Origin of the sequence: Helicobacter trogontum, assembly GCF_000765905.2 — a bacterium.
Classification (GTDB): domain Bacteria; phylum Campylobacterota; class Campylobacteria; order Campylobacterales; family Helicobacteraceae; genus Helicobacter_A; species Helicobacter_A trogontum.
On record NZ_JRPL02000017.1, the window covers coordinates 21,839 to 47,546 of the forward strand.

The window sequence follows — 25,708 nt, forward strand, 5'->3', positions numbered from 1 at the left end:
AGAAATAAAGGTAAGATTCTGTTTTCAGCATAGCACAATAACTAGGTTGCTATATCAAGCATATGGGATAAAGGGATTATATGGGTAAGCTATATTTAAGCATATTTTCATTTGACTCACGCATAGATTTTCAGAATGGTTTTGTAAGGCAAGAAGTACACTACAAGGCAAATGACACGCTAAAGGATGTATTTCAAGCAGTGGATTCTAAAAATTTTGGCTATCAAGAGTTTGGTGTAGATTTACAATTTATACATTGTAGAATTAATGGCTATGCAGTATTTGGGAATCTCACTGTAAAAGAGATTGTAAAAAAGCTTGGTTGTTACCTAGAGATTGAACCACTTAATAAAAGATATGCAAAAAAAGATTTGTTACTTGATTTAGACGCGGCATTTGCAAAATATCATAACTTTTTTTACTTAATGGATTTTATCGCTCCAAGTGAAAGAGAGGAGTTGAAAAAATATTTGCTTATTAATTTTATCGTGCCTTCTTATGATGACTCCTATTGTGGAGATGGGTTTCTACTATATATCAAATGGTTGAGTTTGCGTTACCCATTACATAAAGAAAGGCTGCTGCATTTTATCTCTTGTAAGGAAAGTGGCATTTTTTGGCATGTAAGTACTGCAAACTTTATGCTGCCACATAACAGGGCAATCGATACGCAAATAGAATCATTGCAGAGCATGTTAATTTCACCCACATGTAAAAATCAAGAATGGGCAGAACTTAGGTCTCACATCAATTCGCAGTATCACTTTGCGTGTCAAAATCGCATAGCTGATTATAATGCAGCGGAAAGTTTTACGCCATTTATACAAAGCATTTTACATGCTAATCACACACAACAAACATATCAATAAAGGATATCCATGTATCTCATATATGATTGTCTAAAAAATAGTCCATTCAGCATTGCCACACAACAAGTCCTAAAGCATTTAAATATACAATATACAATGCTAGATAAAAAAAATAGCTTCAAAGCACACGGAGGATACTTTGGTAGGATAGGTGCGTTAGAGCAATTTATATTTGCAAATGTATATAATATTGCATTTGCAAGTCTTGAAGAGAAAAAGTTATTGGCTATAGAGGAAGATTCGTATGCAAATCTTGTTTTTACACTCGATTTATTACGCAACAATCAATCATTAAGAGATTTTGTCATAGCAGAGTTACAAAGTCAAAATATCATACTAGATATTGATATATTGCAAAATAGCATTGCTTATTTTCCAGCGATATTAGCAGACTATATGGCAGAAATAGAACAATCTGTAAAATATAGCTTTGGCAAAAATGCAAAGAATTTCCCTCACATCTCACCAAACAATATTACAAAAGGTTTTAGCACGTGTGCTTTTTATGGGAGCAGACATGCAGATTGCAATATGCAAGATGAATATAAACATTTGCCACAATTATTCAAAATTTTAGGTTTGACTTATCTTGATAAGCCAATAGGTTTGCAATCCTTTACTCATTTGGCTCACATTGATTCTGAAAAAGCGTATCAAAAAAGTGGGGATCTTTTATATGAAGGGATTGATCTAGGGATTGATTTTTTGTGCGTGTTTGCAGCTTCTACTTTCGATATGTTTGATAACAAACAGGATTTATGTACCAAATATTGTAGGAGAGATCCCATCAGTATAGCAAGTCTTAATATGGCACAGATATTGCTAGTCTGCTTTGATAAGGCAAATGAAGCAGGGTTTGAGCTACACAAAGTTAATCCATATTTTGTGCAACATAATAAAGCTTCATAAGGCTATACATTGCGGAGATTTTGAAGATATGGCAGTCATTTTAAAGATTCTTTTTGCTTGTTTTGTTGGTATGGCATGGTATCATTTAAATGGAGCAGAGCAGGCACCAGTTGCAGGGATTTTGGCCGCTATGGTATTACTTGCTTCATTTATTAAGCCAATTAGATATCAAGATCCAAAAGAAAGAGATGAATATCGCCACAAAATTCAAGAAGCAAGAGAAAAAAGGCGTGTTTTGGCGGAAAAACAGAATGAAGAAAGAAAGCTACTCAAAAAGCAAGCACTTGAAGCAGAAGAGGTGCGTAAACAAGAATTGAGAAAGAAGTTAAAACTCTAGGATTTATATCTTATGTAAGGAAGCAAAATGGAATTAGTATTATTTTTAATTGCAGCAGGAATTATATTTTATCTCTATAAAACCTTTCAAGGTTATCTTAGTAATCCCATTGTACCAACCGATAGGGATGTTCTACAACCACAAAGACAGCATGAGTATGTACAAGAGCGACCGATACTTAGCCCAAAAGAAAAGTTGAAATGCACTGAATATGGCATTATTATACGTATATTAAGCAAATTGAGCTATGCGGATGACAAGAGTTGCATATTGGAAGAACGACTTGTAAAAGGCATTATTGATGATATGGCAAAAGATTCTGATCAACCAAGTGAGCTGTTTTTGGAAATCTATAAAGAATCTGGAAGAGATGATATACAAGAATTAGCAGAGCTATTTGCAGATGAGACAATTGGGCAATACAAAAAAAGAGTGAAGATTATCGAATTTATGTTTACTTTGGCGTATGCAGATGGTAACTTTTCACAAGAAGAGGAAGATTGCATCATCAATGTCGCTGCTATTCTAGAAATTGATAACACAGATTTCAACCATTTGTATGATAGTTTTAAGGCTCTTAATGAAGCATATGTTCCACTTACAAAAAGTGAAGCATTAGAACTTTTTGGGCTTACAGATGGCTTTACTAAAGATAAACTAGATTCTAAATATAATGACTTTTTCAAACAAAAAAGGCAAAATATAACTGATCCAAAGAATTTAGGAAAACCATACAATGAGAATGGTGGGCAAGATTTAAGGAAGATTTCTGAAGCTTATGCGGTTCTTTTAAAAGAAGTATCTTAAGCAAATTGTATCTCAGATAAAACACAAGCCTAGCTTGTAAGTGGTGTCTACCTAATATCTCCCTTTTACAATTTATAAAACTTTCAAAAACCTACAAACAAATAGATAAGGGGTTGCTGCAGTTTTCTAAAGTTTTCTTTCTGTTATAGAGACTCTCTTTTATTAATTGCATATCAAGCAAAAATAGTGTTGTAATAAAACAAACCACAAATCTCTAGAATCTAATATAAATATATAAATATTATTGCTTATAGATTTCAAGCATCTCATAAGCTGTATTGCGTTTCGCTGGGATTTCTCCAATATCTTGTATGAGTTTAATCATCTCGCTTTGACTCATAGAATAGCATGCACCCGCTGATGAGACAACATTTTCTTCCATCATTGTGCTTCCTAAATCATTTGCACCAAATAAAAGTGCTAATTGCCCTATATGACTCCCCTGTGTCACCCAACTACTTTGTATATTAGGGATATTGTCAAGATATAATCTACTACATGCTAACAGTCGTAAATATCGATTTGAACTTGCTTTTTGTATGTGTGGAAATTCGATGCTAAGAGGCGTATTTAGAGGTTGAAAACTCCATAAAATAAATGCTCTAAAGCCACCAAATTCATCTTGCAAATCCCTTACTCTACGCCAATGCTCGACAATATCATCATCTTTTTCTATACTGCCAAACATCATTGTAGCAGTAGTTTTCATATTAATCTTATGTGCTTCTCTATGCACCATAATCCATTCATCCGCACTTAATTTTTTTGGTGCGATAATATCACGCACAGAATCACTAAGAATTTCAGCACCAGCACCAGGGATTGAGGAAAGTCCTGCTTTTTGCAAACGCACTAAAACCTCATGTATTGATAGCTTTGAAATTTTTGCAATATAATTAATCTCAATTGCTGAAAATCCATGTATTGTAATGCTTGGATATTTTTCCGCGATGTGTCTCACAAGATCTTCATAATAATCAATCTTTAACTTTGGGTGTACACCGCCTTGAAATAAGATTTGTGTGCCACCAATTGCTAAAAGCTCTTCAATCTTAGAATCTATTTCATCAAAACTTAGAATATACTCCCCTTCCTGTCCCAACTTTCTTTTAAATGCACAAAACTTACAATCTACCCAGCAAATGTTTGTATAATTAATATTTCTATCTACAATAAATGAGGTGATTTTTGCAGGGTGCAATGCTTTTTTGGTTTCATACGCCATTTTACCTAATTCTTTTAGTGAAGCATTTTGCATGAGATTCAGTATCTCAGAATCTGTATAACGCTTTTTTGTCATTTTTCTCTCTCTTGTATAAATTGCATAATTATAATGTATTTTTCTAGTTTTTTGCTGTGTGCTATAAATTTATGTTTATGCTTTGTTTTGTTATAATTTCACGTATTATTATTTATTTAAAGTTAAACACAAAGGATTTCAATGACTGATAATAATCAATTATTACCATATATGATAAAAGGAAAGCAGCTTGATGATAATATGTTATCTGCTGATACAAGGGGACAAAAACTTATTTGGAGAACTGATAAATCTCAAAGTGAAATAGAAATGATTATGCAAAAAATACATGATGCAATACAGAATATTACACAGAGTTTTAAGGTTGACGCACATGAGGTGCAGCTTTATAACTTGCCACTCATATCACCCAAAAAGACTATAAAAACACATGATGAAGCACTGCATCATCTACACGCATGTCATTGTAATGTTAAGACGCCCTTATACACACCTCTTGTGATACGAGAAATATTAGCACAAAGAAACATTAAAGAAAGAAAAGGTAATTTTTTGACAAAAAAATTTATAACTCAAGCAAACAAAAAACTTAAAAAGGCAAAAAACAAACATTTACTTTTTTGCAAAAATACCCCAAACTATACACCAAAAGACATACAAGTTAGCGTGAATGCAAATGTCTTTTTGTGTCAAAATAAAGACTGGATTACAGAATATAAGCTAAGTATAACACCTGTTGTGTGTGGTAGATTCTATATTCGTCCAAGTTGGCATACAGAAAATAAGGAATATGATAATCTCATTATCGATCCATCGCTTAGCTTTGGGAGTGGACACCATGCAACAACAGCTATGTGTATTATGTTGCTTAGTGAAATGAATCTACAAGGTAAAGATATGCTTGATGTGGGTTGTGGTAGCGGCATTTTGTCGCTTGTTGCAGCTAAATTAAACGCAAATATATATGCTTGTGATACAGACATAGAAGCTTATCGGCAAAGTAAGCAAAATTTTGCTATAAATAATCTCACATACAAGGAAATATGGCAGGGTAGCATACAGGGCGTAAAGCAATTTGATGTGCCAAAAAGCTATGATGTAATATGTGCAAATATTGTTAGCTCTGTGCTTTTATTGCTTAAAAAAGATTTAATTTCTTGCTTAAAGCAAGATGGAATCTTAATTTTATCCGGTATTTTGCAAGAACATGAAGCAAAAATACTTGAAGGTTTTCATACACTAACGCTTATAGAAAAAAAGCAAATTGATGAATGGTTATGTTTCAAGTTTATCAAAAAATAATATAATTGCGTAATTTTGTATTGTTAAAAGAGGAAAAAATGGCAAATAATGATTCAAATGGTGGTAAGCCGCCAATATCAAAAAATCCCGTTTTTATTTTTATTGTTCTTGGGATTATATCAATTATTTTATATAAAACTTTTTCGACTGATGACTCTAGTATTTTTGGTAGGTTAGGTGGCAATAGTGTTAGCCAAACGATTGAATATTCAGAGTTCAAACAGCTTATCAAAAGTGGACAGATTCAAAGCGTATCAATCGGTCAGACGATGGTAAAAGGCGTAAGCAAAACTATGAATCCCACTATTTATTACACAACAAAAAAAGTGCAAGATGCAACTCTTGTGCCTCTTCTTGATGAACACAAGGTGAGTTATAGTGGATTTAGTGAGCAAAACTTTTTTACGGATTTGATTGGTTGGTTGCTTCCTATGTTTATTTTCATAGGGCTTTGGATGCTCTTAACAAGTCGTATACAACGTAATATGGGCGGTGGTATGTTTGGGTTAGGTAATGCAAATAAGCTTATTAATGCAGAGCGTCCAAATGTCCGCTTTGATGACATGGCAGGTAATAAAGAAGCAAAAGAAGAAGTTGTCGAGGTTGTAGATTTCTTAAAATATCCGGATAGATATGCTGCAGTTGGTGCAAAAATCCCAAAAGGAGTATTGCTCGTAGGACCTCCGGGGACTGGTAAAACTTTGCTTGCAAAAGCTGTTGCAGGTGAAGCAAATGTTCCATTTTTCTCGATGAGTGGTAGTAGTTTTATTGAAATGTTTGTGGGGCTTGGGGCAAGTCGTGTGCGTGATTTGTTTGAGAAGGCAAAAAAAGAAGCTCCGAGTATTATTTTTATTGATGAGATTGATGCAATTGGAAAAAGTCGTGCTGCTGGATCTGTTGTTGGTGGGAATGATGAAAGAGAGCAAACACTAAATCAACTCTTGGCGGAAATGGATGGGTTTGGTAGTAATGCACCTGTTATTGTTCTAGCTGCTACAAATAGACCCGAAATTCTTGATCCTGCATTGCTTAGACCAGGTAGATTTGATAGACAAGTGCTTGTTGATGCACCTGATTTTAAAGGGCGTATTGAAATTTTAAAAGTGCACATTAAGGGTGTGAAGTTAGGTAAAGATGTAGATTTAAATGAGATTGCAAAATTTACTGCTGGTTTGGCGGGTGCTGATTTGGCAAATATTATTAATGAAGCAGCTTTGCTTGCTGGTAGGGAAAATAAGAAGGAAGTATCGCAGAAACACTTTAAAGAAGCAATGGAACGTACCATGATAGGCTTGGAGAAAAAATCTCGCAGACTTTCACCAAAAGAGAAGAAAATTGTTGCTTATCATGAAAGTGGTCATGCCTTGATGGGTGAAGTTACAAAAGGTGCACATAGGGTAAATAAAGTATCAATTATCCCTCGTGGTATGGGTGCGTTGGGCTACACACTTCATACACCCGAAGAAAATCGTCATCTAGAACAAAAGCATGAAATGCTTGCAACCATTGATGTATTGCTTGGTGGTAGAGGTGCTGAAGAAGTGTTTTTGGAAGAGATATCAAATGGTGCCTCAGATGACTTACGCCGTGCAACAGGTATTCTTAAGAATATGGCAGTATATTATGGTATGACTGATGTTTCTGGACTTATGGTGCTTGAAGACTTTACTAATAGAAATCGCTTTCTAGGTGGAGGTGGTGGCAGCTCACGAGAGTATAGCAATGAGACTGCACAAAAGATGGATACATTTATTCAAACAAAACTTGAAGAGCATTATACACATGTTAAACAGACTCTACGTGATTATCGCGGTGCTATTGAGACTATGGCACAAGAGTTACTTGAGAAAGAGGTGATAGAGGGCGAAAGAGTGCGTGAAATTATTGCTGCATATGAAGTGGAACAAAATATGGAGAGTAGGCTAGTGCCAATTGAAGAAAGTTAATAAGATATATTAAAGCAACATATTTATCAGAGTTTGATATGACTATTGCTAATATTTCGGAGTAATGTTGTATTGGAACTTTTCTACTAAAATTATTGATATAAACGATGGCAACAAACAGAAGCTTAATTTTTATGCAGCTTTTCTTTAGCAAAATCAATATGTGGCAAAGAAAAATACTCATGTTTTAAGCAAATAAAACAGGCACTTGGAGATTGCCCCCCCCCATATGCAAACTATTATAAATTGCAACTTAGATTTTTTATATCTATAATGCTGTTGATCTATACCAAATATATAAAAAGGCTATTCACAGATTAATCACTAATATTTTAAGATTTTTTATATGATTTACATATGTGCTTTTTTGTTATATCAAGAAAATTTTAATACATTGATTGTATCAGACTCAATAAATAAAATAATCTAAAGGCATGTTGTTAGATTAGATTCATCAGCATATTTCATTATATTAGAAACATTTAGTTACCTTAAAGCAAGTGGCAACACTCAATGTTGTTGGAATAGAAGATAGTTGCATATATATAATTCGAAAAATCGCAATATCCTAGTGAGTATGCCCTCTAGGAATTTAACCTCATAATACTGCAATAATTTTTATTTATTTTTTGCATATGAGTATTCATTATATCTTAAAACTTGCTATATTTATTGCTATGGTTGTTCTTCTAATTCTTGAATCTTTTATAATCCCTATGGATCACTTTATACATACCATTAAAATATATTAACAAATATGCTTTAAAGAAGATTGAGGGTTATATAAAAACTATTCGATAGGATATATTTTCAACTATCTTCGATCTTTATTTCAACTCTTAAATATTTTATATGTGTATGAAGTGTAATGAGAGTTTCTTCCTTTCTCTTGTTTATTACTAAATAGCTGCTATATTATTACAGCTTCATACTCAATTCTTCATAACGTAACCATTTATAATCAAGCGCCTTTTTTGCTTCATCTAATTCATTACTTAATGTTTGGATTCCATATTTTTCGTATTCACTTGGTGTTGAAAGTTTATATTCTAGTTCTTTGATATGCAGTTCAAGTTTATTTATATCTTCTTCTAGGTTATCATACTCCCTTTGGTCTTTATAGCTTAACTTTTTTGGTTTTGTTTCTTGTTTTAAAGTCTCATTTGTGTTGCTATTAGACTTTGTTTGAGATTGTTTGGAATCTTTGTTAAGCTCATCTTGTAATGTGCGAATTTCTTTTAATTCGGCTTGTGTATCCAAAAACTCACTATATTTTGCATAAGTAATAATATAGCTTTGTTGCGTAGAATCATGTATATCTTGCAATACTACCAGTCGCTGTGCAATTTTATCTGTAAAATACCTATCATGACTTACAAAAATAATGGCACTCTGACTTTGCATAAGATAATCCTCTAAGATATTCATCGTCGCAATGTCTAAATCATTTGTTGGCTCATCAAGTATGAGGCAGTCATATTGTCTTGAAAATAGTAATGCAAGTGCCACTCTTGATTGCTCACCACCGCTAAGCATACCAATCTTTTTTTCTAAATCCTCTTTAGGAAACAAAAAACTTTTAAGATAACCATATACATGCATATTTTTGCCACGCACACTCACCCTATCGCCACCATTTGGACAGAACGTTTCAATAAGTGTTTTTGCAGGATCTAGCATTTTTTTATGTTGATCAAAGTAGCCAATGCGTATATCCCCTCTTAATATCTCTCCATGAAAGCTAATTCCCCTTGACTTTAGTATCAAAGGATCATCATATAACAGGCAGTTAAGCAATGTGCTTTTACCACTACCATTCCTCCCCACAATAGCAATTTTTTCTTGTTGCATAATACGTAAGTTAAGATTCTCAATCAATTTTTTATCATGAATACAGAGTGTAACATCTCTTAATTCAAACAACATCTTTTTTGTATTTTTTATGGAATCTTTTGGTAATTCATTGAGCGTTTTTTCAAGTGTTTGAGTGATACTCCGAGCAAGGCTTGGCATGGACTTGACTTTTTCTCTTAGCTGCATTAACCTCTCTTTTCTACCCTCATTTCTCTTGCGTCTTGCTTGCACACCTTTTTGCAACCATTGCTCTTCTGTTTTTAGAATCTTTTTAAGTGCTTCATTTTCCTTCATTAAATTTGCAAGCATTTGTGCTTTTGTTTGTAGATAAGAGAGATACCCACCATTAAAATTTGTGAGCTTTGCATTATCTAGCTCCACAATCCTTGTAGCAACATTATCAATAAAATATCTATCATGACTAATAAAAATAATACTTGCTTGCATATTTTTTAAATAGTCTTCCAAAAATGCAACCATACTTACATCAAGGTGATTTGTGGGCTCATCAAGAATAATAATATCTGCACTTTTAATAAGAAGACTAGCCAACATAATTCTTTTTTGCTCACCACCGCTTAGGGTGATAGCAAGGCGTTGTGCAAACTGCTCTAATCCAAATGATTGCATAATATTTTTGACTTTCAGCTCTAGGTCCCAACCATCATGTCTATCAATATATGAATGTAATATGTTATATTCTGTAGATAATAACGTATTATTTGCAAAATCTCTATGTTGCATAATTTCTTGCAATCTTTTATGAGCTTGTTTTAATCCATAAAGACTATTTTCAAGCACATCTGTCACGCTATGATTTGGATTAAAACTAATATGTTGGGGTAAAGATAGAATCTCAATATCATTTTTTACAATTCTTTGTCCAGAATCTTGTGCTATTTTTCCTTCTATGATTTGCAAAAGGGTGCTTTTACCACAACCATTCTTACCAATTATTGCAACCTTTTCATGCGTATCTATACTAAAGTGAGCTTCCTTTAACAATATCTTTGTGTCATATTGCTTACTTATCTCATTGAGTGAGAGCAATGCCATTATGAATTGCCCTTAAAAAGAGATTCTAGTGCTTCAAGGCCTAGTTTTTTCTCTTCATCTTTTTCTATAGCATCCTTATTTGTTACTTGCTCATGTGTTTTATCGGCTATTTCTTGTAATTCAAAATCATAACCTGTTAGCATACTTGCAAGGCGAATATTAATCCCTGATTTACCTATAGCCTTTGATTTTTGAGATTTTGCAATTTGTACTATTGCTTTTGGTTTCTCCTCTTCTGTATCCGCTTTTTGTAGCTTTACAGAGATAACTTGTGCAGGTGAAAGTGATTTTGCCACAAAAATTTCTGGCACACTTGAATACTCAATGCAGTCTATATTTTCTCCATGCAGTTCCTTGCTCACAGCGTTAATGCGTACACCACGTGCACCAACAGCAGAGCCGATAGGATCAATCTTTGGATTATTTGTATAAAGTGCTACTTTTGCTTTTTCGCCAGGTATTCGCACAATTTTGTGAATCATAACTTCACCATCTTTAATTTCTGGCACTTCAAGCATAAGTAGTTCTTCAAGTAATTTTGGCGTTGTGCGTGAAAGCTCAATTTTGATACCATTTCGTGTAATTCTAACGGATTTTAAGATAGAACGCACTGATTGTCCAATTTTAAATTTTTCCCCTTTGATGCGATTCTTTAATGACAATATTGCACGAGTTTCGCCAATTTCTATGGAAGTATTCCCTTCATCATCAACATGCACCACTTGCCCAATTACAATATGACCAATATCTTTTTCAAAAGCCTTTAATACCTCTTGCTCATTAAGTTTTTGGATTTGGTAGGTAATATCATGGAAGATGCTGTTGACAGCATTGCGATTCATCCCTTCTAAATTAATTTGATATTCAAGCTCATCTCCTGTATTCACGTTCTCCACAAGACTTCTAGCTTCATTTAGAGGGATATGTGTAGATTCTAACTCCTCGCTAAAAGCATCATCATCACATACAATCATTTTTTGCACAAGACGCAACTCTTTAGCACCCCAATCTTCTATAACAACAAAGTTTGCATTCTCATTAATCTCTTTTTTTGCCATTTTTATCATCGAATCTTTGATCGCCAATACAACCTGATCTTGTGGTAACCCATTCTCTGATGCTATCATTTCAACTATATCTAAAATTTTTTCCATGTATAAAACCTTAATTTACTTTTGTATATTCTTGATATGTGAGAGTATATAAAGAAGAAGGAAATTCTAACACAATTTTACTAATGTGTGGCTACACAACTACGGAACTTAGGTGCTATTTGTTAGCGCAATATCTTACTAGATTGAATTCTTTTTTTAATGTATAACAAGGAAGCAATAAAGATAAAAAGCCCTACAAATACAGCTGGCAAAGCATATGGATATGCTAATAGCATTTTAATAATATCAAATAAGAATCCACTTGCATAATATCCAGCAATACCCAAAGAAATCCCCCAAATAACTGCCCCAATACAATTGATGAATATAAATTTTGGTAAATTATATTGACTAATGCCAACTGCAAGTGGCACAAAGGATCGGATTCCATGCAAATACTTACTCACAATAAATAATCCCCAGTCATATTTTTTTATCATGAAATACATATACGCAATTTTTCGTCTATGTTTACTTAACATTTTTCTCACCTCTGCTTGTTGTGTCCTTGCAAATAATGCAAACAATGAACTACCGAGTGCATTACCAGAAATTGCAATAATTATACTCATAGTTAAATCAAGCGTACCAACACTCGATAATGCAGCTGCTGTGAGTACCGCGATATAACCTCCACCCATGGAGTAAAAAAAGAGTATCAAGTAGCCAAAGTTTTCTAAATTATTATAATCCTTTAATATGTCTAATACTTCATTTTGCATACATAACCCCAAACTATTATTTGTGTAATTATATCTTAAAAATAAGTATAATAATATTCATTTTTCTTTATAAAATTTATTGTAGTCTGCTTTTTTATGTAGAAATAATTTCTTACATAAGTTATAAGTTAAGATTAGTGCTATATCAGATAAAAAGCAATGATGTAAAATCAAATAGACACAATTAGTAAATATCTTTTTACGTCAGGGATTTAAAAGGTTTTGTTTAATGATTAAGCTTAAATAAACCATGTATTTTCTAAAACACAAAACACATATTAAACTTTGCAAATAGTTCTAGAAGGATTAAAAGAGATATTTCAATATTTGGTTAGACATGAATACCATAGCCCAATATAGCATACCTTGCATTGTATTGTAGTCTCAATTTCGCAAAAAAAATAAATCAAGCAGGATTTAATCTCAATCTGCTCCTTTTTTGCTAAGCTATCATATATAAAGTAACTTGGTATGGACACATAAACAACAAGATTGCCAAGCAAACAAGATGATATAGCATCTAGCAATATAGATTCTAATGCTCCTATTTTATACCACAAAAATCCTTAATCGCTTCAACTTTATCAGTTTTTTCCCAACTAAATTCTGGCAACTCGCGTCCAAAATGTCCGTAAGCTGCTGTTTTTTGATAGATTGGACGTAAAAGATTAAGAGATTCAATAATACCCTTTGGTGTAAGACGAAATACTTGTTTCACACATTCAGTAAGCTTTGAATCTTCTACCTTACCTGTGCCTTGAGTATCGACCAAGATCGATACTGGTTCTACTACACCAATAGCATATGCTACTTGCACTACTGCCTTATCGCAAACTCCACTTGCTACAAGGTTTTTTGCAACATAGCGTGCAGCATAAGCTGCACTTCTATCTACCTTGCTTGGATCTTTACCACTAAAAGCTCCTCCTCCGTGCGGACAACTACCACCATAAGTATCTACGATAATTTTACGTCCTGTAAGCCCCGCATCACCTTGGGGACCACCAATAACAAATTTTCCAGTAGGATTGACAAAATAACGAATATTATCATTTAAATATTTTGCAGGAATGACCTTTTGCACAATCTCTTCGATCACAGCATCTCGCAAATGTGTTTGTTGCGTCTCTGGACTATGTTGGGTAGAAATCACAATTGTATCAATTGCTACTGGCACACCATTTTCGTAGCGTACTGTCACTTGAGATTTACCATCTGGGCGTAGAAATGGCAAACTCCCATCTTTTCTCTTGGCAGCTAAGCCTTCTGTAAGACGATGAGAAAGCCAAATGGGTAGAGGCATGAGTGTGTCAGTCTCTCTACATGCATAACCAAACATTAGTCCTTGATCTCCTGCACCAATTTCACCATCAGCCCTATCTACGCCTTGATTAATATCTGGGCTTTGCTCACCAATGCCATTAAGCACTGCAGCAGAGCGGTAATCAAACCCATAAAGTGCATCAGTATAACCAATCTCGCGTACAACCTTGCGTGCAATTTCTTGCATAGGTGCATATACACTTGTTTTTAGCTCTCCAGCAATTACACAAAAGCCATTACTTACAAGTGTTTCACATGCAACACGTGCATTCTTATCGCGTTCAATAATATAATCTAAGACTGCATCGCTGATTTGATCTGCCATTTTATCTGGATGTCCTTCAGTTACAGATTCAGAAGTGAAAAGAAATGAATTCTTCATAAACTTACCTTGCAATTTATTTTCTTGTAAAACTAAATATTAACACAAAAAGTTAAACTACATATTGTAATTTAAATTTTTTGATAGAAGAGTTAGTTATTCATATAGCACCAAGAGGGTTTATAAACATCATCCATTAGTGTATGCACCACAACAATAAAACATATTGTATTTTTTAAATACACCCAATTTGTAACCCCAATATAAAAATTTTTTATACTCAATACTCTAGAGGTAAATATATAGTTACATGTGGAACTAGATGGATAATACTCTGCGATTCAATGTATTTAGTATTGCTGCCGCTTTGTCATATTTTATTATAACTGTAGGCATACTCTGATTAAAATTTTCAAAAAGTAGCACATATTGCAATAGGGAAAGAATTTAAAATCCAAAATATAAATTAAACATTATTAAAGAGTCTCTAAGAGCTTATGGTTTTATATTTAAATTCATACCTTGGCTTATTAAATCTAGATTCTAAAGCACTTAGGTGAGCAAAATTTCTTGGTGCTGTTTTTTTGTAGTTTCTAGATTTTTGTTAGTTTTGATGCTTATGAGCATTTAAGATAAGAAAGAAACACTTAATTCACTTCCTATATCTTTCTTCTTGGATCTAGTGTGCCATAAATAATACCTGTTCTTGGGTCTATTAGAATCGCATTGACATCACCCATAGTATCAGATTCTATAATCTTATATCCCATTCTTTTTAAAATTTCTTGTGTGTCTTTATTTAAATAAAATTTTTCAATATCAAGTGTATCTGGTTGCCATTGCATATGAAAACGCGGTGATTCCACAGCGGTTACAATATCCATTTTGTAATCAATAAGATTTACAATCACTTGTGCAATAACACTAATAATTTTTCCACTTCCAGGGCTACCAAGTACAACATAGAGCTTATTGTCTCGTAAAATCATGGTAGGACTCATTGTGCTTAATGGTCGCTTGTTTGGCGAAATAGCATTATTTGTGCCCTCAATCATACCGTGTCGATTTGGATACCCAACCTTAATGGAAAAATTCTCCATTTGATCATTAAGCAAAAATCCATAACCATTAACAGCTGCTGCAGAACCATAGCGTCTATTGAGTGTATAGGTAACACTTACTGCATTCCCCCATCTATCAACTACAGAAAAATGTGTAGTATTATTGCCCTCATGTAAATTTGGACTATTTTTTTGTGTAATTTTGCCTAAACCCGGTATGACTTTATTGCTTGGCGTAGCTTTGTTGGTTTTTATAGAATCATAAACTGATTTTGCATACTCTTTACTTAAAAGTATATTTAAAGGTAAATCAACAAAATCTGGATCGCCCATAAAGCTAGATCTATCAGCTTGTGCTTGTCGCATGGCTTCTGTTAGAAGATGAATGCTTTTTGATGACGCAAAGCCCAACTTACCCATATCTGCATTTTCAACTATGTTAAGAATTTCAATAATATGTGCTCCGCCACTGCTAGGTGGAGGCATAGTGATAATATCATAGCCACGATATGTCCCATGCAAAGGCTTTCGCCATTTTACTTGATACTCCTGCAAATCTGTAAGTGTGAGTATGCCACCACCAGATTGGATATCTCTTACCATAGCTTTTGCTATCTCGCCTTGATAAAACGCCTTTTCTCCCTCTTTTTGTAAGATTCTTAGAGCTTTTGCTAAATCTTTTTGAATTAGTATATCACCATCTTGATATACTTCACCATCATCCTTTAAGAAATATTTGGAAGAAGATTTGAATTTTGCAAAATCACTTTTGACTTCTTGCATAGTTTCTGATTGTCTTTGTGTGACCATAAAACCCTCTTCTGCCAATATGATTGCAGGTTCTAAAAGTTCACTAAGCTTTTTTGTGCCATATTTATCAAGCATCGCACTCATTCCCTTAACAGTGCCAGGAACACCAACAGAGAGATAGCCTGTAACAGCGGCATTTGGGATAACCTCTCCTTTAGAATCTAAAAACATATCACGACTAGCTGCTTTTGGTGCAGTTTCTCTAAAATCAAGAGCGACATTTTCTCCATTTGCCAAATGGATGAGTGCAAATCCACCACCGCCAATATTTCCTGCTGCTGGGTGTGTGACTGCTAGAGCATAGCTTACTGCAACTGCTGCATCAATAGCATTCCCCCCATTCTCTAGTACAGCCTTACCAATAGCATTTGCGTAGGGACTACTTGTCATAGCAAGTCCGCTGCCCTCCCTATCTTTAATAGGTACATAACTTGCAGCATACACACCTATTATATTTATATTCAACAATGCGATACAAAACACTAGCACACTAAAGATTCTATGTTTTCTCATACAACAATCCACCAACTTTAAATATGATAACAACATGTTTCCCCTTTTTTCATTCATCTCAAAAGAACTTAATTATAACTTAGTTTATAGCGAGAAATCCAACATTTTTATATTGCTTTTTATTTTTAGTTTTGTCAAATAAAAATACCCTCAAGATAATTATGTAAAAATAAATTATCAGATAAAAATCTATGTTATTATTTTTTATTATAAATTAATAATAAAATTAAAAATTTACTCTTAGATTTTACACATATATTTATTTATTATTCTATACAGCATAAGGAGAGGCATGAAGCTTCAACAATTACACGATATTTCACGCTTATTTTGCAGCCATAAGATGATTACTTATATTGCACGTATCAATGATAACGTGATACATATGAGGCTTGATGATATAAATTATTTTATTGATTTAAATAAGGGTGATCCAAGGATATATAGTCATGATAACATGCTAAAAACAAAACACTATAATGCACCATTTGATGTTGCAATGAATAAATACATCTATAAAGCTCACATTCAAACATGCAAATTAGATGGTATGAATAAGATTCTAAAGATATATTGCATCTATAAAAGCACATATAAGAGCGTAGAAACACTTTTTCAAATCGAACTCATAAATCGTGCTACAAATGCAATTATTTTACAAAATGACAGAATAATATCTGCATTAAGATTTATAGATTCTACAAAACGGGCAATACTTCCTAAAGCATTGCTTACACCACTAGCCCAACCACATTTTTCAAAAACCTTTATCGATAATAGTAATGAAGATACGCTTAAAGCACTCAAGGAAGAATATAATAATATGCAAAAAGCATTATTAGATCAAAAACGTGAAAAGGTATTGCACAGTTTAGAATCTAAAAAAGCCAAGCTCACGCAATTAATGGAATCTTTACCAAACATTGAAACACTTACAAGAGAAAAAGATGTGAATTTTATGCTTGCAAATTACATTCTAACGCATCTAGATTCTATACCAAACTATGCAACAAGCCTAACCATCGGCACCACTGCCTATAATATCCCATGCACAAATCGACCAAGCCTAGCAAGTGATAAGCTGTTTAAGCAAACAAAAAAATTAAAACAGAAGATAGAGCATATACATAAACAACAAGAAAATTTAGAATCCAAAATCATCTTTTTAAATAATCAAATTGATTTTGCAAAATATGCTAATGATGAATCTCTATCGATACTTTTACCAAAAAAGCACAATACAAAAAAGTTACAAAAAAACCATTATGCAAACTTTTATATCGATGGGGTAAGAATTAGTGTAGGTAGGAACGAGCGTGAAAATATAAGGCTCTTGCAAGATTCTAAAGGAGATTTTTTGTGGTTGCATATATGTGATATCCCCTCATCACATTTGATTATTCATGCAAATAAAGTAAGCAATCAAGTGTTAGAACATGCTGGGATATTGCTTGCAAAACTTTGTGGCATAAAAGATAACAAAATTGTGATAGACTATACAAAACGCAGATTTGTGAGACTTACACAAGGCGCACATGTGGTTTATGCAAAAGAAAGTAAGCTACACTTACAGCTAAATAAGGAGTAACAAATGGCTTTAAATACTATTGGAAATATAACTTACATTAATCAAGCAAGTAGTGCTACATCAGCTTTGCATGCAAACAATATGCCTCACCAAACTCCCATTAATCATGCTATTTTTCACGAGCAAATGCAAAAAGTAGAGGAGGTGCGTCCAGCAGAAGAACTGCATAGAACAGATGATAGAGAGGGTAGTGGGAAGCGTGAGTTTGACGAAAAAGAAGAGAAAAAAGAGGGAGAGGCTAAAGATTTTCAAGAACAAATGGAGAATGCCATAATGACTCCAAAGAAAAAGAAAGATGAAAGGGTGATTACCGAAGATGAAATGCTCATGCGACCAGAAACACATCTGCTTGATGTAAAAGGCTAAAAGAATATGCAATAAACTTGCATAAAATAAATACCCTTGACATAGATATATTTCTATGCAGTATAAACTTGAATTCACAATAGTACATGCCTAATATACATAAGAAAAATTGTGTTATTTTTTTGTGTAAACAGGATACATTGTAATCTTATTTATGATACCTTGAATGTTGTTTTTTGTTAATCTATCTGTATGATTTTCTTATGGGATTAAGGAGAAGGTTGTATTTGCATTGTTTCTAGTATTTGAAAAATTGTTGTTTGCATTTATGAGAGAGCAAAAATAAAGTTGTATTAATTATAATACTGCACCTTTCTTCCATACAAGCATTATACACACGATTGGCTTCTCTTTAGTTTCAGTATATTTATACTGAAAAGTAGTGCTACAGCATATAGGAGGTAGCATTCTGCAATCTCTTGATTCTTACAATGTTGTATTGATATCTGCATCACATCATTGTTGCTTTATACTATTATCTTAAAAACTATGCATAAAGATAATATGTCTTGACAACACAAGTATTCTTGGTTTAACACTATGCCACCAATCTCCATATTGTTGTTTTATTATGTAATGACGTAGATTCTACAATTTTATTGAATCTTTATGAAACTTAGGTGCTTAATCACAACTTCTCATATATTTTTATACAAATAAAATCAACTCTAAATATTTACATTCTCTTTAAAGGTTTTTGCCAAAAATTCTTCAATATTGTATTTTTTACGATGATTTTCTGTAAAGATATGCACTATAACCTCGCCTAAATCGATAATAATCCAATCTTCACTTTCTTCATCAACAGCATAAAACCGAACATTCCTTGCTTTAAGATCTTCTTTAAGATAATGCAGTAAAGACAATGCGTGTTTCCCTGCCATAGCAGTAGCAATAACTACAAATTGAGATAAATACCCCTTGTTTGCCACATCAATAATCTCAATAGATTCTGCCTTTTTAGAATCTAATATGTCTTTTACTGCTTGTGCTAGGTTTTGTGCGTTATGCAACATGTCATCTGTCATATATATCCTTTCATATAATTTAATTCACGTGTAATGTCTTATAAGATTCTATCACATCATATCGAATATTTTCTGGAATCTCATCTTGATAATATTCTAAATTTTGAACAATGAGACTTGAGGCATATGGATATGAAAAGTCTAAATATTTCATTTTAAGTTTATGTTGTTGTGCAAATTGTTCACATGCGAATTGACTCTTATGTGTCGTGTTGAAAGAATTATTGACTATGCGTTCAAACACTATAAAGCAAAGATTCTCTCTTAATGTTTCAAAGCAACTCCACTGGGGCACCTGCAAGAAATTATCTTGACCCAGTATAAAATACATGGCAGATGGTTTATACAAATCCTTAAAGTATTCCATGCTTTCTTTTGTTGTTGTGGGTTTATTTTGCAATATTTCATAGTCGCTGCATAATACATTATTGTATGACTTACATATATCTTTCATCCACGCAAGTCGCTTTTGCGCATGCACCCTATAATGTGCTTTGAGAGGATTCTGATAGGCTACAAGGACAATTAACAAATCCAATTTTAGTGTAGCTAAAGCCTTCTCAATAATACCTACATGCCCTTTATGTGGTGGGTCAAAGCTCCCACCAAAGATAGCAAGATTCACTATTATTCACCCTTATGTTTAGCTTCTTTAGAATCTTTGTATTGTTTTGCTTTTTTTGATAGCACAAGAAAAATTAAAAAGGCACTACCTGTTACGATAAATATCGTACCCCATGCTTCAAAATGAGAGAAAGGTGCACTTAAGTCAAAAACCTTTTTACCAAATATCTCAAATCCCATAATAACCCCTTTTATTTACTGGCATTGCTTTTACGAGTTTTTATTGTCCATAGCAACAATAATGCAATACCCATCATAACACAACTTAAAATCTGCCCCATACTAAGCCCAAGCGAATAATACCCCATTTGCACATCAGCCTCTCGGAAGTATTCTGCGATAAATCGTGCAACACTATATGCAAATGCATAAATCACAATAAGCATACCCTCTGTTTGAATCTTTCTGGAAGCAAACCACACCACAATAAAAACGACAATTCCTTCCAAAAAAGCTTCAATTAATTGGCTAGGATAACGTAATGCGCCCTCAACATAGATTCCAAGAAATTGCAGTGAATCTTCTTTAATTACCCTTCCATAAAGCTCTTTGTTTAAAAAATTACCAATACGTCCGAATACATATGCAAGCGGCACACTCAGTGCAACAAGGTCAAGCAATGCAAAAATATTTGCCTTTTTTACATAGAAAAATATGAATGAAGCAAGCAGAAAGCCAAAAACGGCACCATGAAAGCTCATACCAGCAATACCCACAAATTGCCCATTAACATAAGGATTAAATGCTTCCCACGGATGTGTAAGATAAAATATGGCAGAATCTGTATAGATAAATAAGTATCCAAAACGTGCCCCAAGCAATATCCCAATTTCAACCCATATAAAATAACTATCTATAATCTTTGAATCTATATGAGCAAAACGTGGCATAGTTTTGACAAAATACTTAGCAAGAAAAAATCCAATAAGCAAAGCAGATATATATGCTAAGCTATACCAATGAATATTAAAACCAAATGCGCTAAAAGCAATAGGGCTAAAATGTGAGTAGATTTCATTCCAAAAATTCATAACACAAGCTCTGTAATAACTAAAATTAAAAATTACAATTATACATAATGTGTGATGATTTTTTAGCAAATACTACAAAAAGTTGGCTTTTATGCTTGCACAACAATTGATATTATGTGTTGAAAAATAAATATAATGTTCAAGGATACCATGAGACTTTCTTAAATATTTTGAAAAATAAATAGAAAGTCTTCAAGCCATAAAAAAATACAATAGAAATAATAAAAATAAATTGAATACAACTGGGTAATAAGTAAAATGGTGGCTCGAGGCAGAATCGAACTGCCGACACAAGGATTTTCAGTCCTTTGCTCTACCGACTGAGCTATCGAGCCATAAAATCTTCAACCAATGCAATGTAAACAACAGAGAATGGCATTATACTCGAATAAATATTAAAAACAACTTAAACCATAAATAAAATCCATCATATTTACTTCTCTTACTACTATACATAAAATTATATCTCATCTCATTGCATTTTAACATTTTTAACAAAATATAAGAGGTGTGCTATACAAGATAAAAACTCAAAATGTGAATTGATGATAAATTTCTGTGTAATGTTGTTTATAAATTTTTTAGGCTAATAATGTAAAATTTCACATTTGTTACAGATATTTTAAGACATTGAGTATAATTTTATCTGCACTATTTTTAAATTACCTGGATTAATATGGAATTTTTACAAGAAACATTTTTTAAATTACCGCTTGTTGCAAGTTTTTTGGGAGGGATTCTAAATTTTCTTGCACCCTGTATTTTACCTCTTATACCATCTTATATGAGCTACATCTCTGGAAGTGCATTGCATGATGAAGCGAAACATTCTCGTTTTAATATGTTTCGCAATGCATTGCTTTTTGTTGCTGGGTTTGGGCTTGTCTTCTTCTTGCTTTTTTTGGCAATGTTTCAGATTATAGGTAATTTTTCTAGCTATCCCATCGTGCGATATGTTTCTGGTGGTATTGTGATTGCTTTTGGTATTCATTTTTTAGGCATATTTCGTATTGCAATGCTTAATCAAACAAAGCAGTTAAATCTACAAAAATTAGAACAACATAAAATTTTAAAATTAATTGCACCATTTCTTATAGGCGTTGGCTTTGCAGCAGGTTGGTCGCCTTGTTCTGGTCCTATTATAAGCTCTATTGCTCTGCTTGCTTCTGTGAATGATGGACTTGCTATATGGGCTAGTCTAGCTTTTATATTGGGGCTTTCGTTACCATTTTTGTTGTTGGCACTTTTTTTGGAAAGAGGATTGCACCTCATACGTAAAGCAAAAAAGCAAATGCAAATTATTGAAAAAATATGTGGTGTCTTTTTGATTGGCATTGGAATCTTGATTATTTTAGGCAACACTTCTTTATTTATTGGTGGTCAGTGAAAGGATAAAATATGCTAGGTGATGCAATACAATGTTTTAAAAATGCGAAAATCTTTGATGATGAAAAAGGTTTTATACAAGGAAGTGTGTATGTCCAAAAAGGGCAGATTATACAGATTACACAAGATTCTGTTTCTTTTAGGAATGATTTGGAAGAATGTGAAGAAATTGATTGTAAGGGATATGCTATGCTTCCAGCATGCATTGATATTAATGTATTTCCGCTTGATAAAAGACTTGCAGCAAAGCCTATACATACGCTTGCAAATAAGGCACTTTATGGTGGGATTTCCACCATATTTCTTAACCCATATACACAGCCAAGCATTGATAATGAAGCTATGAATGCTCTTATTGAAAGCATCAATACACACAATAGTCTAAATATTTATCCACTTATTGCAAGCACAGATAGTGAATCTAGACTAAGTAATATTGATACATTGCATAGCCTAAATAAAAATGCTAGAGCAATTTTTAGTAATTCTGCTATTGGATCCAACCTCTTGTACCAGAGTATGCAATATGCTAAAATGTTAAATCTCCCACTTTGTGTATTTGCATTTGATTTTAATATTGAACAAGGTGTTGCTTATGAAAGTGCGTTTGCAAGAGGGCTTGGACTACCCATGATAACACCAATTGGACAAATAAAAGAAGTGGCAAAGATAAAAGAAATGGCGAAATTTCTTGATATTGAAGTCGTTTTTATGTCCATGAATATAGCACATACACTTGACATGATTTGCCATGAGAAGAATATGTACGCACAGGTTGGAATCCCGCATCTAGTCTTTAGTGAGCAAAGCATAAAAACCTATGATACACGCTACAAAATGATCCCCCCTCTACTTACTCGCAGCAAAAAGGAAAAACTTATAAAGAGACTTCAGGAAGGCAAAGTTTCTCTTTTAACAAGTATGCAACAAGAAGTCTCACAACAGCATAAAGAACAAGTTTTTGAATGTGCTAGTGAGAGTGTATCAGGCATCGAGTATTTTTTTAGTCTCGCCTATACCTTGTTGGTAAAAAACGAGATTCTATCAATGCAGGAGTTAGTAAAGCTTACAAGCAGCAATGCAAGTAAGCTTATGAAATTAAATAAGGGGCATATTGCTACACAAAAGGATGCTGATTTTATGCTTGTTGATTTAAATGAAAAATTTGTGGTTTCAGATTCGACGAGCCTATATCATGGGTTGGAGTTATATGGAAAAATTAAATACATGGTGATTGGCGGTAAATTACATAAGTTATAGATATAAAGATGAAATACTATGAGCATTTAAATATTTTTTTGACAAACTTTTTAAAATATTCTCCGCGATACTTCTCATCTGCAAGGTCTACATATAATAAAAATATAAAACTTGTTAACATCTAAATTTACATATAAACACTGCTAGATAAAATATATTTAGGGCTTAAGTTTAAAGTAATATGTATCATTTAGATAAAAAGATATCTTTTTTTTGAGCGTGTCCTTTAATCTATTAGGATTATAAAGAACACCAAAGTTATCCATAAATATTATTGATTTGTGCCATATGGAGATGTATTGAAAGCCTTAGAGCATTGCAGTTATGAGAGCATTAATATCTCTTATTTGTAAATGTTATATATAACTCAAAATTTACAGGGCATTAGTCTATAAAAATACTAAAGATATACCAATATAATCTGTAATTGAAAGTTGTTGATTGTTTTTAAAAATTAACAAAACTATAATAATTTGTATAATTAAGATGAGCAATGTTGTAAGTCTTTTTGGTGAAAAATAAGCATAATCTATCTTTTTTTATGCTATAGTTAGCAAGTATTTTTCATAAATGTACATATTTGTTGTTATTAATCAAGCTAGTAAAAGGGGTGAAGCTATGCAGTTTAAGTCGTATGTACTAAGCAATATCTTGGTTAGAAAGATAAAACAAAAGGGAGTTAATATAGCCATTGCGTGTGGAGCTACGCTATTGCTATGCAATGTAAGTTATGCAGAAACTGTCAGTTTAGGTGGCGGTGGGACTGATAGTTGGACTGCGACATGTCGCGGATGGCTTTGTAATCTCGGTGGCAGTGCTGCATATGATACCATTAATATACAGGGTGGAGATGGCTCTGGTAGTTATAATTTCGATTCTATTCGAATGCAAACAAATAACTTTGGAGGATCGGTAACCCTTGATATTAATTCAGACAGGCCCGATAGCGGAAAGATAACAATAGGCGATCTGCATACTTGGTCTACAGGGACATTTGTTGCCGTCAATACATTGAATGTCAATGCAGACACCTATATAAAATCTTTGCGGTACCTATACAGTTGGGCGGCACCAAATAAAGGTTATCTAGATGTTAATGTGGGTAGTAATGGTAATGGGTCTTATACAAAAGACTTGCAAGTAGATAATATTTCATTTGAGCATAATGGGCTTCACACCAATCAGGGCACAATAGCTTTACGCGCAAATAATATCACACTTGGGACGGTTGCTGGTAGATTGTCACATATTCTCAATGTGGAAGCGGATGGCAATATCACGGCAAATAACGTTTATTTTGATGGTGTTAGTGGTGTTGGTGGATTTGCCACGATCCCAAAGAGCTCCATCTCATTTACCGCAAAGGGCGGCAGCTTTATGGCTAATAGCGTTACTGGTATGGGGCATTCTAACGTATGGGTAAAGGCAAGGGATCAAGTAAAAATAGAGAATGTGAGTTTTATTGTTGATATTTGTATAACCGAGGCTTGTGCTGGACTGATACAGCTAGAAAGCACAAATAGTGATGTAATAGTGGGTAGTGTAAGTGGTGGCACAAGCAATGAAAGTGGCATAGGATCATTTAATACATTAAAGGTTATAGGAAATAACTTCTATGCTGGTCATGTAGAGGCAATCTCTCTGGTTACAGCATTAAATAATAGCTATCTTGATTTAAGTGGAGTTAGGGATACGACTTTTATTGATAATTTAGAGTTTAGAAATGGTACACTGAAAGCACAAGACTTTCATTTCAATAATTTTACTGTGTGGAAAGCAAATGCAAATCGCGTAGGCTTTGAGCATCCAACAGATGGGAGTGCCTACACATCAGTGACGACTAATATCGGTAAAAGCTTTATTAATTATCTTTCAATGGAACTTGGCACAAGTGATACAGCTGATTTTGCAGCTTTATGGTTTAAGGGTGGTGGGGACATATTAAATATAAACCTTATTGATGCTAGAGCTACAAGCTATATAAACTTTGGAAGTATAAATAATGTGAATGTGGATACACTAAATGGTATTGAAACAAGTATATATATGAAAAATGGGATATTCAACACCATAACAAATAAAAAAGGACAAACAGCAATCGCATCTAACACTAAAATAGTTGCCAATGCTTTAAATGTCAATGAGCTTCTACACATCAAAGATTCTAGTAAGCATAGTG

Annotated in this window: 20 protein-coding genes, 1 tRNA gene and 1 pseudogene; 11 read left to right on the forward strand and 11 right to left on the reverse strand. The window is 33.4% G+C overall.

The window, feature by feature from the left end; translation table 11 throughout:
* The first annotated feature begins 80 nt into the window (after positions 1-80).
* From LS81_RS07235 to LS81_RS07250, 4 genes are read left to right on the forward strand one after another with little or no spacing between them, the layout of a single operon-like run.
* On the forward strand, positions 81-869 hold the full coding sequence (locus LS81_RS07235; protein WP_034346217.1) for a DUF5644 domain-containing protein: 789 nt from the start codon (positions 81-83) through the stop codon (positions 867-869).
* A 9-nt stretch (positions 870-878) separates the two neighbouring features.
* The gene (locus tag LS81_RS07240) at positions 879-1,778 is read left to right on the forward strand and encodes an HdrB C-terminal domain-containing protein (protein ID WP_034346220.1); all 900 of its coding nucleotides are present in this window, start codon (positions 879-881) and stop codon (positions 1,776-1,778) included.
* A 28-nt stretch (positions 1,779-1,806) separates the two neighbouring features.
* Positions 1,807-2,115, forward strand: coding sequence for a hypothetical protein (locus tag LS81_RS07245; RefSeq protein ID WP_034318644.1), 309 nt, complete (start codon positions 1,807-1,809; stop codon positions 2,113-2,115).
* Positions 2,116-2,142: 27 nt separating this feature from the next.
* Positions 2,143-2,922 (forward strand): TerB family tellurite resistance protein, encoded by a 780-nt coding sequence (locus LS81_RS07250; protein WP_034346223.1) that lies wholly within the window; start codon positions 2,143-2,145, stop codon positions 2,920-2,922.
* A 241-nt stretch (positions 2,923-3,163) separates the two neighbouring features.
* Here LS81_RS07250 and LS81_RS07255 read toward each other — a convergent pair whose 3' ends face one another.
* Positions 3,164-4,222, reverse strand: a complete 1,059-nt coding sequence (locus LS81_RS07255) for a dehypoxanthine futalosine cyclase (protein WP_034346226.1) — start codon at positions 4,220-4,222, stop codon at positions 3,164-3,166.
* 141 nt (positions 4,223-4,363) lie between these two features.
* On the opposite strand from LS81_RS07255, the gene LS81_RS07260 reads away from it, so the two are divergent.
* Both LS81_RS07260 and ftsH read left to right on the forward strand, forming a co-directional pair.
* Positions 4,364-5,485 carry a 50S ribosomal protein L11 methyltransferase gene (locus LS81_RS07260; RefSeq protein ID WP_034346229.1) on the forward strand — a complete coding sequence of 374 codons (1,122 nt, stop codon included), beginning with the start codon at positions 4,364-4,366 and terminating at the stop codon, positions 5,483-5,485.
* Positions 5,486-5,523: 38 nt separating this feature from the next.
* Positions 5,524-7,431 carry an ATP-dependent zinc metalloprotease FtsH gene (ftsH, locus tag LS81_RS07265; RefSeq protein ID WP_034346232.1) on the forward strand — a complete coding sequence of 636 codons (1,908 nt, stop codon included), beginning with the start codon at positions 5,524-5,526 and terminating at the stop codon, positions 7,429-7,431.
* 918 nt (positions 7,432-8,349) lie between these two features.
* Here ftsH and LS81_RS07270 read toward each other — a convergent pair.
* The 5 genes from LS81_RS07270 to ggt all read right to left on the reverse strand — a co-directional run bounded on the left by LS81_RS07270 (position 8,350) and on the right by ggt (position 16,246).
* On the reverse strand, positions 8,350-10,341 hold the full coding sequence (locus LS81_RS07270) for an ABC-F family ATP-binding cassette domain-containing protein (protein WP_104696527.1): 1,992 nt from the start codon (positions 10,339-10,341) through the stop codon (positions 8,350-8,352).
* Positions 10,341-11,495, reverse strand: coding sequence for a transcription termination factor NusA (gene nusA / locus LS81_RS07275; protein ID WP_034346234.1), 1,155 nt, complete (start codon positions 11,493-11,495; stop codon positions 10,341-10,343). Before nusA ends, LS81_RS07270 begins: the two co-directional genes overlap by 1 nt.
* A 122-nt stretch (positions 11,496-11,617) precedes the next feature.
* Entirely contained in the window at positions 11,618-12,217 is a 600-nt protein-coding gene (locus LS81_RS07280) for a DedA family protein (RefSeq protein ID WP_034346236.1), read from the reverse strand.
* A gap of 544 nt (positions 12,218-12,761) precedes the next feature.
* Positions 12,762-13,922, reverse strand: a complete 1,161-nt coding sequence (metK, locus tag LS81_RS07285; protein ID WP_034346241.1) for a methionine adenosyltransferase — start codon at positions 13,920-13,922, stop codon at positions 12,762-12,764.
* Between the two features lie 599 nt (positions 13,923-14,521).
* The gene (gene ggt, locus LS81_RS07290; RefSeq protein WP_411710191.1) at positions 14,522-16,246 is read right to left on the reverse strand and encodes a gamma-glutamyltransferase; all 1,725 of its coding nucleotides are present in this window, start codon (positions 16,244-16,246) and stop codon (positions 14,522-14,524) included.
* A gap of 292 nt (positions 16,247-16,538) precedes the next feature.
* Here ggt and LS81_RS07295 point away from each other — a divergent pair, with 292 nt between their 5' ends.
* Together LS81_RS07295 and LS81_RS07300 are read left to right on the forward strand one after the other, a co-directional pair.
* Positions 16,539-17,834 (forward strand): DUF814 domain-containing protein, encoded by a 1,296-nt coding sequence (locus LS81_RS07295; protein ID WP_034346247.1) that lies wholly within the window; start codon positions 16,539-16,541, stop codon positions 17,832-17,834.
* 3 nt (positions 17,835-17,837) lie between these two features.
* Positions 17,838-18,200, forward strand: coding sequence for a hypothetical protein (locus tag LS81_RS07300; RefSeq protein WP_034346250.1), 363 nt, complete (start codon positions 17,838-17,840; stop codon positions 18,198-18,200).
* A gap of 668 nt (positions 18,201-18,868) precedes the next feature.
* On the opposite strand, the gene rsfS is transcribed toward LS81_RS07300, so the two are convergent.
* From rsfS to LS81_RS07320, 5 genes are all read right to left on the reverse strand, one after another.
* Positions 18,869-19,228, reverse strand: a complete 360-nt coding sequence (gene rsfS / locus LS81_RS07305; RefSeq protein WP_081955917.1) for a ribosome silencing factor — start codon at positions 19,226-19,228, stop codon at positions 18,869-18,871.
* A gap of 19 nt (positions 19,229-19,247) precedes the next feature.
* Positions 19,248-19,853, reverse strand: coding sequence for a nicotinate-nicotinamide nucleotide adenylyltransferase (locus LS81_RS07310; protein WP_034346252.1), 606 nt, complete (start codon positions 19,851-19,853; stop codon positions 19,248-19,250).
* 2 nt (positions 19,854-19,855) lie between these two features.
* Positions 19,856-20,032: a hypothetical protein gene (locus LS81_RS11640; protein ID WP_162846248.1), complete on the reverse strand. Its 177-nt coding sequence runs from the start codon at positions 20,030-20,032 to the stop codon at positions 19,856-19,858.
* 11 nt (positions 20,033-20,043) lie between these two features.
* On the reverse strand, positions 20,044-20,883 hold the full coding sequence (gene lgt, locus LS81_RS07315; protein ID WP_034346255.1) for a prolipoprotein diacylglyceryl transferase: 840 nt from the start codon (positions 20,881-20,883) through the stop codon (positions 20,044-20,046).
* A gap of 259 nt (positions 20,884-21,142) precedes the next feature.
* A tRNA-Phe gene (locus LS81_RS07320) sits at positions 21,143-21,218 on the reverse strand.
* 341 nt (positions 21,219-21,559) lie between these two features.
* Between LS81_RS07320 and LS81_RS07325 the strand changes: the two genes are divergently transcribed.
* From LS81_RS07325 to LS81_RS07335, 3 genes and pseudogenes are all read left to right on the forward strand, one after another.
* The gene (locus tag LS81_RS07325) at positions 21,560-22,270 is read left to right on the forward strand and encodes a cytochrome c biogenesis protein CcdA (protein WP_034346258.1); all 711 of its coding nucleotides are present in this window, start codon (positions 21,560-21,562) and stop codon (positions 22,268-22,270) included.
* A gap of 11 nt (positions 22,271-22,281) precedes the next feature.
* Positions 22,282-23,529 (forward strand): amidohydrolase family protein, encoded by a 1,248-nt coding sequence (locus LS81_RS07330; protein ID WP_034346261.1) that lies wholly within the window; start codon positions 22,282-22,284, stop codon positions 23,527-23,529.
* A gap of 618 nt (positions 23,530-24,147) precedes the next feature.
* Positions 24,148-25,708, forward strand: a pseudogene (locus LS81_RS07335) (autotransporter domain-containing protein); the annotation flags it as partial.